We start from the raw sequence: 12,730 nt of genomic DNA, 5'->3' as shown, positions 1-12,730 counted from the left end.
CCCGGGCCTGTGGCGGCCGGCGCCCCCCTCGCGGAGGAACCCGGTCAGCCCGCCCAGCCGCCGAAGAGGCCGCCGTGTGCCATGCCGAGGTAGAAGCCCACGGCCGCGGCGCCCAGCCCGATGATCAGTGCGAAGCGCTCGCGTGTCGTCTCCGAGATGAACTGTCCGTAGGCGCCGGTCAGGATCCCGATCAGCCCGGTCCACGAGCTGAGCAGGTGCAGATGGTGGAAGAAGCCCGTGATGAACGCCACGGCGCCGAGGACCAGGGTGACCGCCATCAGGGTGTCCTGAAGCGGGTGGGGCTTGCCGTCGGTCGCGAAGAGCGAGATGGAGGACTGGGGTCGCATTGCCTGTGCCATCGGAAGGCACCTCCTGGCTGAAGCGGACCGGTGCTGCGGGCCGCCTCCGAAGGAGTCGGAGGCATAGCACCGAGCACACCCGATGGATACAGAGTGTGGCCTTCTCCCGCCGGATTTCAACCGGAAGGAGTCGAGCAGGTAGTCTGTACGGTCTGCGCGGTGTCTGTTCTCTGGATGCCGTGCGTACGCATCACGACCCTCCTGCCACGGAACGACCGTGGCCGCTGAGTCCAAAGGAGGTGGGTTCCACATGCGTCACTACGAAGTGATGGTCATCCTCGACCCCGATCTCGAGGAGCGCGCTGTCTCCCCGCTGATCGAGAACTTCCTCTCCGTCGTCCGTGAGGGCAACGGAAAGGTCGAGAAGGTCGACACCTGGGGCCGTCGTCGTCTCGCTTACGAGATCAAGAAGAAGCCCGAGGGCATCTACTCGGTCATCGACCTTCAGGCCGAGCCTGCGGTCGTCAAGGAGCTTGACCGACAGATGAACCTGAACGAGTCGGTTCTCCGGACCAAGGTCCTTCGCCCCGAGACCCACTGAACTTCGGTTCAGCGGTAATCGGGAACGAGTAGCACAGCAGCCCAGCAGCAAATCCCCGCCGAGAGGTTCATCCATGGCAGGCGAGACCGTCATCACGGTCGTCGGCAATCTCGTCGACGACCCCGAGCTGCGCTTCACCCCCTCGGGTGCGGCGGTCGCGAAGTTCCGTGTCGCGTCCACCCCCCGCACCTTCGACCGCCAGACCAATGAGTGGAAGGACGGCGAGAGCCTGTTCCTGACCTGCTCGGTGTGGCGGCAGGCGGCCGAGAACGTCGCCGAGTCCCTTCAGCGGGGCATGCGCGTCATCGTGCAGGGCCGGCTGAGGCAGCGGTCGTACGAGGACCGTGAGGGTGTCAAGCGCACGGTCTACGAGCTGGACGTCGAGGAAGTCGGCCCCAGCCTGAAGAACGCCACGGCCAAGGTCACCAAGACCACCGGTCGCGGTGGCCAGGGTGGATACGGCGGCGGTCAGCAGCAGGGCGGCGGCGGTGGCAACTGGGGCGGAGCCCCCAGCGGTGCCGCGCCTCAGGGCGGCGGAGCTCCCTCCGACGACCCGTGGTCGTCCAGCGCGCCGGCCGGTGGCCAGGCGCAGCAGGGCGGCGGCGGGGGCGGTTGGGGCGGAAGCTCCGGCGGCTCCGGCGGTGGCTACTCGGACGAGCCGCCCTTCTAGGGCAGCTCGCATCCCCACTTCTTGATCACACAGGAGAGACACAATGGCGAAGCCGCCTGTGCGCAAGCCTAAGAAGAAGGTCTGCGCGTTCTGCAAGGACAAGACCGCGTACGTGGACTACAAGGACACGAACATGCTGCGGAAGTTCATTTCCGACCGCGGCAAGATCCGTGCCCGCCGCGTTACCGGCAACTGCACGCAGCACCAGCGTGACGTCGCCACGGCCGTGAAGAACAGCCGTGAGATGGCGCTGCTGCCCTACACGTCCACCGCGCGATAAGGAAAGGGTGACCGACTAATGAAGATCATCCTGACCCACGAGGTCAATGGCCTCGGTGCCGCTGGCGACGTCGTCGACGTCAAGGACGGCTACGCTCGCAACTACCTGATCCCGCGTCGCTTTGCGATCCGCTGGACCAAGGGTGGCGAGCAGGACGTGGCGCAGATCCGCCGCGCCCGCAAGATCCACGAGATCTCGACCATCGAGCAGGCCAACGAGGTCAAGGCCAAGCTCGAGGCCGTCAAGGTCCGTCTGGCCACCCGCTCGGGTGACGCCGGTCGTCTCTTCGGTTCCGTCACGCAGTCCGACATCGCCACGGCGATCGAGGCTTCCGGTGGCCCGAAGGTCGACAAGCGCCGCGTTGAGCTGGGCTCGCCGATCAAGACCCTCGGTTCGTACCAGGTCTCCGTGCGTCTGCACGCCGAGGTCCTCGCGAACGTGGGCATCGAGGTCGTCGCCGCCTAAGTGCTGCGCACGAAGGGCCGCACCCCTTGGGGGTGCGGCCCTTCGTCGTTCCCGGGGCGGGGCGGGGCGATGTTTCACGTGAAACACGGCCGGCTCCCGCGCGGACCCATGTTTCACGTGAAACATGGGGCCCGAGGATGACAGCCGAGTGACGGGGCGGCCGGGGTGCCCGAGCGGTCGCGGGCTAGCGCGTGGCCCCGGCGACCAGCCACCGGCCCGAGCGGGAGCGCAGCTGGAGCGTGGCCATCCGGACCAGCATCATCAGGGCCATGGCCCACCAGAGGGCCGTCAGACCGCCTCCCAGGGCCGGGAGCAGGAGAGCGGCCGGGGCGAACACGGCGAGGGTCAGCAGCATGGCCCAGGCGAGGTAGCGGCCGTCGCCCGCGCCCATCAGGACTCCGTCGAGGACGAAGACGATTCCGGAGACGGGCTGCGAGAGGGCGACGACCAGCATCGCGGGCAGCAGCGCGTCCTCGACCGCCGGGTCGCTGGTGAACAGCGGGATGAAGACGGGGCGGGCCAGGACGACCAGCAGGCCGAGCACGATGCCCGCGGCGATTCCCCACTGCACCATGCGCCGGCAGACGGCCTTGGCCCCCTCGGTGTCCCCGGCACCCAGGTAGCGGCCGATGATGGCCTGCCCGGCGATCGCGATCGCGTCCAGGGCGAAGGCGAGCAGGGTCCAGAGGGACAGCAGGATCTGGTGCGCTGCGACGTCCGCGTCGCCCAGCCGGGCAGCCACGGCGGTGGCGATCATCAGGATCGCGCGCAGTGACAGGGTGCGGACCAGCAGGGGTACGCCCGCCTGCGCGCAGGCCCGGATGCCCGCCCGGTCGGGACGCAGGGAGGCGCCGTTCTTGCGGGCGCCGCGGACGACCACGTACAGGTAGACGGCTGCCATGGCGCACTGGGCGATGACCGTGCCCCAGGCGGAGCCGGCGATGCCGAGACCGGCGCCGTAGACGAAGGCGACGTTCAGGACGCCGTTGAGGGTGAAGCCTCCGATGGCCACGTACAGCGGGGTCCGGGTGTCCTGGAGGCCGCGGAGGACGCCGGTGGCGGCCAGCACCATGAGCATCGCGGGGATGCCGAGGGCGGAGATCCGCAGATAGGTGATCGCATAGGGCGCGACGTTGTCGGAGGCCCCGAAGAGGGAGATCAGCCAGGGCGCCGCAGGCAGGACGACCGCGACGACGGCCGCGCCGAGCAGCAGGGCGAGCCAGATGCCGTCCATGCCCTGCCGGATGGCGGCCTGGAGGTCACCCGCTCCCACCCGCCGGGCGACGGCCGCCGTGGTGGCGTAGGCCAGGAAGACGAAGACGCTCACGGCGGTCATGAGCAGAGCGGCTGCGACGCCCAGGCCGGCCAGCTGGGGGGTGCCCAGGTGCCCCACGATGGCGCTGTCGGCCATCACGAAGAGGGGTTCGGCGACGAGGGCTCCGAACGCGGGGACCGCGATAGCGAGTATCTCGCGGTCGTGCCGTCTCGGGGCAGCCTTCGGTGCTGTGGGGGCCTGTGTCATGTGCTCAATCTAATCTTCCACAGGTAATGGATGCAAGACCCTTTGGATCCTTACCGACGCGTTGACTTGCGCGTTCTCCGCACCCCGTTGGAGGCGATCTCGAGACCGTGGCCAAGATTTTTCTTCCCCACGGCTCGGGAGAGGAGAAATGCCAGGTCAGATGGGGTGTGGGGGTGGGTCAGGTGATTTTGTCCACAGCGTCGTCCCCCGGTCCGTGCACAGCTTCGGGGGAGTTACCCACAGCATTGGCGCCGTCGTCCACATCTCATCCACACACCCTGTGGATAACAAGATTGGCTGACGTCGCTCGCGGGCCTACCGTGGTTCGTTGCCCCGACGCGCCGAGAGCCGATCCGGGCACCCCATTTGTCAGAGCCGTGTCGTAGAAAGAGTGACACGGCGAGGTCCGCTTGGCGGACGGGAGGAGGCGGCCCGGTGAGCATGCCCGAGCCCATGGACGACCCCTGGGCCGACAGCGGTCCAGGTGACCGTCTGCCCACCCGCTCGCGCCGTAACAGCGAAGGCCGCGGCCGCGGGGACGAGCAGCAGGACCGGGGCCGCGAGGGCGGCTCGTGGGACGGTGGCGGTGGCGGCTTCGAGCGCGTCCCCCCGCAGGACCTCGATGCCGAGCAGTCGGTTCTCGGCGGCATGCTGCTCTCCAAGGACGCGATCGCCGACGTGGTCGAGGTCCTCAAGGGCCACGACTTCTACCGGCCGTCCCACGAGACGATCTACCAGGCCATCCTCGACCTCTACGCCAAGGGCGAGCCGGCCGACCCGATCACGGTCGGCGCCGAGCTGACCCGGCGCGGCGAGATCAGCAAGGTCGGCGGGGCCTCGTACCTGCACACCCTGGTCCAGTCCGTTCCGACCGCGGCCAATGCCGAGTACTACGCGGAGATCGTCCACGAGAGAGCCGTACTGCGGCGTCTCGTCGCCGCCGGTACGAAGATCACGCAGATGGGATACGCGGCCGACGGCGACGTCGACGAGATCGTCAACAGCGCCCAGGCCGAGATCTACGCCGTCACCGAGCAGCGCACCTCCGAGGACTACCTGCCCCTCGGCGACATCATGGAAGGCGCCCTCGACGAGATCGAGGCGATCGGATCGCGCAGCGGCCAGATGTCGGGAGTCCCGACGGGCTTCACCGACCTGGACTCGCTGACCAACGGCCTGCACCCCGGCCAGATGATCGTCATCGCGGCCCGTCCCGCCATGGGTAAGTCCACCCTCGCACTGGACTTCGCCCGGGCCTGTTCGATCAAGAGCAACCTGCCGAGCGTCATCTTCTCCCTCGAAATGGGCCGCAACGAGATCGCGATGCGCCTCCTCTCGGCGGAGGCCCGGGTGGCGCTGCACCACATGCGCTCGGGCACCATGACCGACGACGACTGGACCCGGCTGGCCCGCCGGATGCCGGATGTCTCCGCCGCCCCGCTGTACATCGACGACTCCCCGAACCTGTCGATGATGGAGATCCGGGCGAAGTGCCGCCGGCTCAAGCAGCGCAACGACCTCTCGCTCGTCGTCATCGACTACCTCCAGCTGATGCAGTCCGGTGGCTCCCGCCGTCCCGAGAGCCGTCAGCAGGAGGTCTCGGACATGTCCCGAAACCTCAAGCTGCTGGCCAAGGAGCTGGAGGTCCCGGTGATCGCGCTCTCCCAGCTGAACCGTGGTCCCGAGCAGCGCACCGACAAGAAGCCGATGGTCTCCGACCTGCGTGAATCCGGCTCCATCGAGCAGGACGCCGACATGGTCATCCTGCTCCACCGCGAGGACGCGTACGAGAAGGAGTCCCCCCGCGCGGGCGAGGCGGACCTGATCGTGGCGAAGCACCGTAACGGCCCCACGGCCACCATCACCGTCGCCTTCCAGGGCCACTACTCCCGCTTCGTGGACATGGCCAACACGTAGCCGTCCCGTGCAGGCGAGGCGCGGCCAGGTTTCCTGGTCGCGTTTGGCTGCCTTCAGCCAGGCTGGAAGAACGCGAGCATTTTCTGGGCGGCGTCCGGCGACATGAGCAATTCCTGGATGTCCGCGGACATCCGGGCGGCAGCGCTGGTGCGTTCGAACATCTCGCGTTCGTACTCTTCGACGGCGGCGGGAAGGTCGTCCGGCTGCGCGGCCAGCGCGAGACCGAGTAGGGCGCCGTCGAGCAGCGCCATGTTGGCGCCCTCTCCCACCGGCGGCATCAGGTGCGCGGCATCGCCGAGCAGCGTGACGCCCGGCGTCGACGGCCAGGTCAGGCCGACCGGGAGAGTGGTGATCGCCCGTGGCACGACCGTGTCGTCGCAGGCGGCGATCAGCGCGGTGAACCGTGGGTCCCAGCCGGGGAGAAGGTCGATCAGCCGCGCCCGGGCGGCGGCCGGGTCGTCGAACGGGATCCCGCTGGTGGCGAACCAGTCCTCGGCGGTGTTGTAGAAGCTGAGGCCGATGCGAACGCGGCCGTCGCCGTTGCGCTGCGCCGCCAGGGACATTCCGTTGCCGAGCACCCAGTAACTGCCGCGCCCGACCATGGCCGCGAGGTCGGGGTGTGTGCGGTCGATATCGGGAATGCCGACCTCGACGACGTTCTGGCCGATATGTACCGGGCGGGCGTCGGTGAGCAGCGCGCGGACCCGGGACTGCGCGCCGTCCGCGCCGACCAGCAGGTCATACCTCGCACTGCTGCCGTCGGCGAAGTGCAGCAGGCCGTTGTCGGCGGATCGGAACGCGTGCCCCCAGCGCACCACGCCATCGGGGAGGGAATCCAGCAGCAGGTCGCGCAGATCGGCGCGGTCGACCTCGGGTCGCTCGAGCGGGGCGTCGTCGGGCGTGTCCTCCTGGAGCAGCAGGGTGCCATCCGGCTCTAGAAGACGCATGTCCTGGCCTTCGCCGCGGGCAATCGCGTGGAACTGGTCGATCAGACCGGCCTCGTGCAGCGCCCGCTGGCCGGAGTGGATGTCGAGCATGCCGCCCTGGCCGCGCGCACCGCGTGACGATTCCCGTTCGTAGACGACGGAATCTATGCCGTTCACGTGCAGCACACGGGCGAGAGCCAGGCCGCCGAGGCCGGCTCCGACGATGGCGATGGTCATGGTCGTCTCCCTTGATACGCCGTACTGGTCGATACACTGTATCGCCCGATGCGATGTATGGTGAGCGGCATGTTGGTGTGGGAGAGGCCGGAGCCGCCGAATCGACCCGTTCCGGCCCCGTTGAGCCGGGAGCGGATCGTGCGAGCGGCGATCCAGCTGGCCGACGAGGACGGCCTGGACGCGGTGTCGCTGCGCAAGGTGGCCACCGCGCTGGACGTCCGTCCGATGCGGCTGTACGGCTACATCGCCAGCAAGGAGGAGTTGCTCGACCTGATGGTCGACGCCGTCCACGCCGAGATCCGGCCGGCCGGAGACGGCTGGCGGGAGGTCCTCCGGTCTCTAGCCGAAGCCATTCGCCACGCCGCTCACGAGCACGAATGGCTCGCCGATCTACTGGGCGGCCGACCCCAGCTCGGGCCGCACGCGCTGGCCAGTGGGGAGACCGTGGTGGCCGCACTGGGCGAGGTCGGCTTGGACGCCATCATGCCGGTGGTCGCCGCAGTCAACGCCTACGCGATCGGCGCGGTGCGTCGGGAGATCGCCGAGCGGCGTGCCGAGCGGGCCACCGGGATGGACGAGAAGCGTTGGCAGGCCTCACTAGGGCCCTATCTGGAACGGACCTTCGCCACGGGCCGGTTCCCCGCCCTGGCCACGGTGGTGCGCGATGCCGCCCACCTGGACGCCGACCACACCTTCCGGATGGGCCTCGACTTCCTGCTCGACGGCATTGAAGCCCGCATCTCGAGGTGACGCCGGCACGTCGATGCCCGCCGTCCTCGCCTGGCGGTCTCCAGACCCCGCACCCTGCGGTGAATACAAGTGGCGCGGTGACTTTCCCGTCGGGGAACCTAGGGATCATGAACGCCCTTTCTGAAGACCTGGAACTGCTCCCAGCCACCCGGCGCGCTCTGCGCCACCGCATCGCCGTCGCGCAGCGCGACGGACGTGCCCCGTCCGTGGTGGCCGCCGTGGCCCGCGGCGGTGAGGTGGTCTGGGAGGGATCCCGGACCAGCGTCGAGGGCCACGGCCCGGACGGGAACGTGCAGTACCGGATCGGCTCGATCAGCAAGACGTTCACCGCTGTCCTGGTGATGCGACTGCGGGACGAGGGGCTGCTGGAGCTCGGGGATCCGGTGGAGAAGCATCTTCCGGGGACCGGCGTCGGCGAGGTGACCGTCCGCCAGCTGCTCGCCCATACGGGCGGGTTGGCGGCGGAGACGCCGGGGGAGTGGTGGGAACGGTCCCCGGCCGCGCTGCGGCCGGGGCTCCCGGACGTGCTGGGCGACCGGCCCTTCCGGCACGAGCCCGGCACGCGGCACCACTACTCCAACCCGGGCTACACGCTGCTGGGCTCCCTCGTGGAGGCGGTGCGCGGGAAGCCGTGGGAGGAGGTGCTGCGGGCCGAGGTCCTGGAGCCGCTCGGGCTGGACCGTACGACGGCGCAGCCGCAGGCCCCGCATGCGGGGGGCTGGGCGGTGCACCCCTGGGCGGACGTGATGATGCCCGAGCCGCTGGAGGACCTGGGACTGATGGCTGCGGCCGGCCAGCTGTGGTCCACCGCAAGGGACTTGGCCCGGTTCGCGGTGTTCCTCGTGCAGGGCGACGAGCGGGTGCTGAACGCGCGATCGCTGCGGGAGATGCGTACGGCGGCCGCTCCCCCGGAGCCGGGTTCGGCCGACTTCGGCTACGGACTCGGGCTTCAGCTGATCGACGGTGGCGGGCGCCGGCTCGTGGGGCACAGCGGTTCGCTGCCCGGGTTCGTCGCGGGGCTGTGGCTGAGCGAGCCGGACGACTTGGCGGTGGTGGTGCTGGCCAACTGCACGTCGGGGCTGCCGGCCACGGCGGTGGCCGCTGACCTGGTGGCGATCGTGGCGGACGCGGAGCCCCGGTTCCCGGAGCCGTGGCGGCCGTTCCGAGAGGCGGATCCGGTGGCCCTTGAGCTCTGCGGTCCCTGGTACTGGGGCACTTCGGCCCAGGTGATCCGGCTGACGTACGACGGGATGCTGGAACTGGCGCCGGTGGGGGCGACGGGCCGTACGGCCAGGTTCCGTGCGGAGGCCGATGGCAGCTGGACGGGCCTCAACGGCTACTACGCGGGAGAGACGCTGCGGGCCGTGCGCCGGGAGGGCGGCGCGGTGAGCCACCTCGACCTGGGGTCGTTCGTGTTCACCCGGGAACCCTACGACCCCCAGTCCCCGGTCCCCGGCGGTGTCGACCCCGAGGGCTGGCGGGGCATCGGCTAGAGACACCGGCGGACCGCCGGCCTCCTAGACCGCCGGCCTCCTGGACCGCCTTGCCCCCTAGACCACCAGCTCACGCTCCAGCGGGGTGCGGAAGCGCGGCGTGATGCGGGCCTCGCCGATCCATTCGGCGAGGCGGGCGGCCTCGGCGGCGATCGCCTTCTCGGCGGCGTGACCGGGGTCGCTCAGCAGCCGCCAGACGACCTCTCCGTCGGGGCGCTGGGCCCAGCCGCCGACGATCTCGCCGTTCCACCAGACGGTCGGGCCGATGTTGCCCGCGTAGTCGAAGAGGGCGGTCCGGTGGGCCGGGTCGAGGTGGAAGCCGCGGTCGGCCCAGCCCATGCCGCTGGGGTCCAGGCCGGGCAGCAGCGCCGCCCAGGGCTCCGGGGCGGGTTCGGGTCCGGTGTCACCGGGGCTGACCAGGGCGGTGCTGCCGTCGTCCAGGCGTACCCGGTCGGGCCCGACGGCTGCGAGGGCCTTGCGTACGTCGGTGAGGGTCCAGCCGGTCCACCACTTGAGGTCGGCCTCCGTGGCCGGGCCGTAGGCGTGCAGCCAGCGACGGGCGATCTCGGCGCGGGCATCGGCGGCCGGCAGGGCCGGCCACGGCTCCGTATGGACCCAGCGGTACTGGCTGGAGGTCCACGAACCGCGCGGACGGTCACGGCGGATCCGGCCGTCGGCGGCCAGCAGGCGGATCACCCGGGTCGCCACGCCGGTCTCGGTCTCGTACTTCTTTCCGCGGCCGATGGTGATCTTCTGCCGCAGGGCGGGCACGGCGGCGGAGAGCTGGCTGCCGGTGGTGGCGCCACGGGCGTCGAGGGCATCGAGCGCGGCCGCCTCGGCACGGGCCAGCCACTCGGCGTCCAGGCCCTGTCCGTCCTCCTCGAGGTGCTTGAGGAGGGCCCTGCGCTCCTTGGCCGCGATGCCCCGGGCGGAGGACGCGTCCACGTAAGGGGCCAGTTCGGTGGAGACGGCGAAGAGGGTGTTGCGCATGCTGAGCAGCCGGACGAGACTCACGTCCTCGTAGAGGGCCTGTTCGATCACGGCGGGACGGCCTTCGGTGAGCCGGGCCCGGGCGGAGAGGAACACCGTCGCGGCATCGGTGGCGTGCAGGGCGACGACCGCGTCCGCCGCCTCGGGCACGCCGGCCGCGCGGGCCGATGGAGCCAGACGATGTCGGCGGCCGAGGCGGTGGCGGCGCTCGGCGGTGGTGACGAGAGGAAGGCTGGCGCTCATCCTCCAGATCGTAGGCCGGACCACTGTCAGCGGTCCGGCCCTTCGGAACGCCGGTCAGAGCTGCAGTTTGAAGCCGACGTGGGAGGCGGTGAAGCCGAGCCGCTCGTAGAAGCGGTGGGCATCGGTTCGCGTCACGTCGGAGGTCAGCTGGACCAACTGGCAGTTCTCCAGGCGCGACTGCTCGATCGCCCATTCGATGAACCGGGTTCCCAGGCCGCTGCCGCGTTCGTCGGCGTGGACACGGACGCCTTCGATGATGGAGCGGGTGGCTCCCTTGCGGGAGAGGCCGGGGACGATGGTGAGCTGGAGCGTGCCCACGACCCGGTCTCCGCGGACCGCGACCACGACGTGCTGGTTGGGGTCGTCGGTGAGCCGCTTGAGAGCGGCGATGTACGGGCTGAGGTCGTCCGGGGACTCGCGGGTCGCACCCAGCGGGTCATCGGCCAGCATGGCGACGACTGCGGGCAGATCGGCCTCGGTGGCGGGGCGGATGGCGAGCTCGGGAGTGGTGGGGGCGGTCATACGGTGGTTCCTTTCTCAGCCTGCGGCGACGGTCAGCGGTGCCCAGCGGCGGGTCCAGTCGCCGGGCAGTCCGGGGATGTCGCGGGTCATCACGGAGTTGAAGGCGACCGAGTCGAGCCCGCGGTCCTTGAGCCAGCCGAGGAGTTCCTCGTGCCGCACGTCGACATCGGTCCGCAGGGGCCGGTCGGTGGCGGCGGCCAGGGCGGTCACGAGGGCCTGGGCCACGGAGGTGTCGTGGGCGATCAGCGGGCCGACGACATGGGTCTCCATGTTGGGCCAGATGGCGGCGTAGCCGGTGAGCTCACCGGCGCTGTCCTCGGCGACGAGGAGCCGGTCCGCGAAGGCGGGCAGCCGCGTGATCATGTGCGTCCGGTCGGTGCCGAACACCTCGGTGTCCAGCCTGATGATCCGCGGCAGGTCCTCGGCCGTTGCCGGCCTGACCGGGATCGCGCGGGCCCCGGAGGCCGGGGGCTCCGGCCGGAAGGCGCCCTTGAGCATTTCCGCGCGGCCGGTGGTGTCGAATCCGAGCTCCTCGTAGAGAGGGCGGCCGTAGGGGGTGGCGTGGAGGGTGAGTGCGACGCCCTTGAGCACATCGTCGCAGACATGGGCCATCAGACGTCGGCCCAGACCCTGACGGGCGTACCGGTCAGCCACGAGGACCATTCCGATGGCGGCGAGTTCCGGGGCGGAAGAGGTACCGCCGTATCGGCTGACCACGCAAGCCGAGGCGAGTCCTCGTCCATCGGGGGCGTCGGTGCCGTAGCCGTCGCCGGCGGCGAGGAGCAGTCCCCACTTGTGTTCCTCGCGGGGCCAGCCGCGGTCTTCGGAGAGGTCGGCGCAGTGACGGAGATCGTCCATGGTCAGCGCGCGGATCGGTAGGTCGGTGAGCTGTGGTGGTGTCACCGGCCCAGAGTGGATCATCAGCTGCCGGGGAGTCCAGAGATTTGGAAAGTCGGCTGAACGAGGAGAGCGCGGGGGCGACCTCGACGTTTCACGTGAAACGGCTCGATGTTTCACGTGAAACATCGGACCGTTCCGGTGAGGCAGGCTTCGTTTCACGTGAAACACGCTGTTTCACGTGAAACACAGGAGCTAGCCTCGACAGCCATGAAGCTCCTCCACCTTTTCGACCTCGACGGCACCCTGATGTACGGCTCGGCCGCACCCGTGGAGATCTCCCGGCAGCTTGGCCTGACCGACGAGATCGCCGAGCTGGAGCGGGCGTTCGCCGCGCTGGAGATCGGGCCGCACGAGTTCTCCGTGGCGGCGCACGCACTGTGGTCGGAGCTGACTCCCGCGCATGTCCGGGCGGCATTCGACGGCGCCCCTTGGCTGGCGGGGATCCGCGACGTCTGGCAGGAGATCCGTGAACGAGGCGATCACTGTGCGGTGATCTCCCTGTCCCCCTCGTTCTTCGTGGAGCTGCTCCTGGAATGGGGCGCGGATGCCGCGCACGGCTCCGTCTACCCGGAGGTGCCCTTCACGGGGCCCCTGGACGTGTCCGGGATCCTGACCCCCGAGGGCAAGGTCGGCATCGCGGACCGGCTGTGTGCCCGGTTCGGCGTGACCCGGGACCAGTGCGTCGCGTACGGGGATTCCCTGACCGACTCCGTGCTCTTCGAGGCGGTGCCGAGGTCGGTGGCGATCAACGCGAGGCCGTATCTGGCGGCGCGAGCGACGTACGTGTACGAGGGCCGGGACCTGCGTGAGGCATACCAGCTTCTGGGGGTGGCACGCCCGGGAGTTGACGCATCTTAAGGGGAAAGAGGGTTCGAAACCCGGAATTCTCGCATTCCCCCGCAGGGCCATGGGGTG

The 12,730-nt window shown here is 69.8% G+C and carries 14 protein-coding genes; 8 read left to right on the top strand and 6 right to left on the bottom strand.

The genetic code is table 11. The features are described from left to right. Positions 1–44 precede the first annotated feature (44 nt). Positions 45–359, bottom strand: a complete 315-nt coding sequence (locus ACZ4TG_RS05220; protein WP_468159975.1) for a hypothetical protein — start codon at positions 357–359, stop codon at positions 45–47. Between the two features lie 250 nt (positions 360–609). Here ACZ4TG_RS05220 and rpsF point away from each other — a divergent pair, with 250 nt between their 5' ends. From rpsF to rplI, 4 genes are all read left to right on the top strand, one after another. Continuing rightward, the gene (gene rpsF / locus ACZ4TG_RS05215) at positions 610–900 is read left to right on the top strand and encodes a 30S ribosomal protein S6 (RefSeq protein WP_004950685.1); all 291 of its coding nucleotides are present in this window, start codon (positions 610–612) and stop codon (positions 898–900) included. Between the two features lie 73 nt (positions 901–973). Beyond that, complete coding sequence (locus tag ACZ4TG_RS05210; RefSeq protein WP_468159974.1) at positions 974–1,570, top strand: single-stranded DNA-binding protein; 597 nt, start codon at positions 974–976, stop codon at positions 1,568–1,570. Positions 1,571–1,613: 43 nt separating this feature from the next. Next, positions 1,614–1,850, top strand: coding sequence for a 30S ribosomal protein S18 (rpsR, locus tag ACZ4TG_RS05205; RefSeq protein ID WP_005315025.1), 237 nt, complete (start codon positions 1,614–1,616; stop codon positions 1,848–1,850). Positions 1,851–1,868: 18 nt separating this feature from the next. Further along, positions 1,869–2,315, top strand: a complete 447-nt coding sequence (rplI, locus tag ACZ4TG_RS05200; RefSeq protein WP_468159973.1) for a 50S ribosomal protein L9 — start codon at positions 1,869–1,871, stop codon at positions 2,313–2,315. 184 nt (positions 2,316–2,499) lie between these two features. Here rplI and ACZ4TG_RS05195 read toward each other — a convergent pair whose 3' ends face one another. Beyond that, a complete protein-coding gene (locus ACZ4TG_RS05195) occupies positions 2,500–3,837 on the bottom strand; it encodes an MATE family efflux transporter (protein ID WP_468159972.1) in 1,338 nt (445 codons plus the stop codon). Positions 3,838–4,290: 453 nt separating this feature from the next. Between ACZ4TG_RS05195 and dnaB the strand changes: the two genes are divergently transcribed. Beyond that, positions 4,291–5,754 (top strand): replicative DNA helicase, encoded by a 1,464-nt coding sequence (gene dnaB / locus ACZ4TG_RS05190; RefSeq protein ID WP_468160429.1) that lies wholly within the window; start codon positions 4,291–4,293, stop codon positions 5,752–5,754. Positions 5,755–5,807: 53 nt separating this feature from the next. Here dnaB and ACZ4TG_RS05185 read toward each other — a convergent pair whose 3' ends face one another. Next, positions 5,808–6,917, bottom strand: coding sequence for an FAD-dependent oxidoreductase (locus ACZ4TG_RS05185; protein ID WP_468159971.1), 1,110 nt, complete (start codon positions 6,915–6,917; stop codon positions 5,808–5,810). 69 nt (positions 6,918–6,986) lie between these two features. On the opposite strand from ACZ4TG_RS05185, the gene ACZ4TG_RS05180 reads away from it, so the two are divergent. Together ACZ4TG_RS05180 and ACZ4TG_RS05175 are read left to right on the top strand one after the other, a co-directional pair. Next, positions 6,987–7,667 carry a TetR/AcrR family transcriptional regulator gene (locus ACZ4TG_RS05180; RefSeq protein WP_468159970.1) on the top strand — a complete coding sequence of 227 codons (681 nt, stop codon included), beginning with the start codon at positions 6,987–6,989 and terminating at the stop codon, positions 7,665–7,667. Between the two features lie 107 nt (positions 7,668–7,774). Further along, positions 7,775–9,160: a serine hydrolase domain-containing protein gene (locus ACZ4TG_RS05175; RefSeq protein WP_468159969.1), complete on the top strand. Its 1,386-nt coding sequence runs from the start codon at positions 7,775–7,777 to the stop codon at positions 9,158–9,160. Between the two features lie 57 nt (positions 9,161–9,217). Here the strand turns inward: ACZ4TG_RS05175 and ACZ4TG_RS05170 are convergent, their stop codons facing one another. Genes ACZ4TG_RS05170 through ACZ4TG_RS05160 form a run of 3 tightly spaced genes read right to left on the bottom strand, consistent with a single transcriptional unit; the run spans position 9,218 to position 11,818 of the window. Next, positions 9,218–10,393 (bottom strand): winged helix DNA-binding domain-containing protein, encoded by a 1,176-nt coding sequence (locus tag ACZ4TG_RS05170; protein ID WP_468159968.1) that lies wholly within the window; start codon positions 10,391–10,393, stop codon positions 9,218–9,220. Between the two features lie 54 nt (positions 10,394–10,447). Next, complete coding sequence (locus ACZ4TG_RS05165) at positions 10,448–10,915, bottom strand: GNAT family N-acetyltransferase (protein ID WP_468159967.1); 468 nt, start codon at positions 10,913–10,915, stop codon at positions 10,448–10,450. Positions 10,916–10,930: 15 nt separating this feature from the next. Next, positions 10,931–11,818, bottom strand: coding sequence for a GNAT family N-acetyltransferase (locus ACZ4TG_RS05160; RefSeq protein WP_468159966.1), 888 nt, complete (start codon positions 11,816–11,818; stop codon positions 10,931–10,933). A gap of 204 nt (positions 11,819–12,022) precedes the next feature. On the opposite strand from ACZ4TG_RS05160, the gene ACZ4TG_RS05155 reads away from it, so the two are divergent. Next, positions 12,023–12,673 carry an HAD family hydrolase gene (locus tag ACZ4TG_RS05155; RefSeq protein WP_468159965.1) on the top strand — a complete coding sequence of 217 codons (651 nt, stop codon included), beginning with the start codon at positions 12,023–12,025 and terminating at the stop codon, positions 12,671–12,673. Positions 12,674–12,730 lie beyond the last annotated feature (57 nt).

Source organism: Streptomyces sp. NPDC028314 (assembly GCF_055565795.1).
This window is presented reverse-complemented; position numbering and strand designations above follow the sequence as displayed.

Coding starts and splice junctions, on each gene's coding strand:
- ACZ4TG_RS05220 (WP_468159975.1), bottom strand. CDS start 359: ATGGCACAGGCAATGCGACCCCAGTCCTCCATCTCGCTCTTCGCGACC.
- rpsF (WP_004950685.1), top strand. CDS start 610: ATGCGTCACTACGAAGTGATGGTCATCCTCGACCCCGATCTCGAGGAG.
- ACZ4TG_RS05210 (WP_468159974.1), top strand. CDS start 974: ATGGCAGGCGAGACCGTCATCACGGTCGTCGGCAATCTCGTCGACGAC.
- rpsR (WP_005315025.1), top strand. CDS start 1,614: ATGGCGAAGCCGCCTGTGCGCAAGCCTAAGAAGAAGGTCTGCGCGTTC.
- rplI (WP_468159973.1), top strand. CDS start 1,869: ATGAAGATCATCCTGACCCACGAGGTCAATGGCCTCGGTGCCGCTGGC.
- ACZ4TG_RS05195 (WP_468159972.1), bottom strand. CDS start 3,837: ATGACACAGGCCCCCACAGCACCGAAGGCTGCCCCGAGACGGCACGAC.
- dnaB (WP_468160429.1), top strand. CDS start 4,291: ATGGACGACCCCTGGGCCGACAGCGGTCCAGGTGACCGTCTGCCCACC.
- ACZ4TG_RS05185 (WP_468159971.1), bottom strand. CDS start 6,917: ATGACCATCGCCATCGTCGGAGCCGGCCTCGGCGGCCTGGCTCTCGCC.
- ACZ4TG_RS05180 (WP_468159970.1), top strand. CDS start 6,987: ATGTTGGTGTGGGAGAGGCCGGAGCCGCCGAATCGACCCGTTCCGGCC.
- ACZ4TG_RS05175 (WP_468159969.1), top strand. CDS start 7,775: ATGAACGCCCTTTCTGAAGACCTGGAACTGCTCCCAGCCACCCGGCGC.
- ACZ4TG_RS05170 (WP_468159968.1), bottom strand. CDS start 10,393: ATGAGCGCCAGCCTTCCTCTCGTCACCACCGCCGAGCGCCGCCACCGC.
- ACZ4TG_RS05165 (WP_468159967.1), bottom strand. CDS start 10,915: ATGACCGCCCCCACCACTCCCGAGCTCGCCATCCGCCCCGCCACCGAG.
- ACZ4TG_RS05155 (WP_468159965.1), top strand. CDS start 12,023: ATGAAGCTCCTCCACCTTTTCGACCTCGACGGCACCCTGATGTACGGC.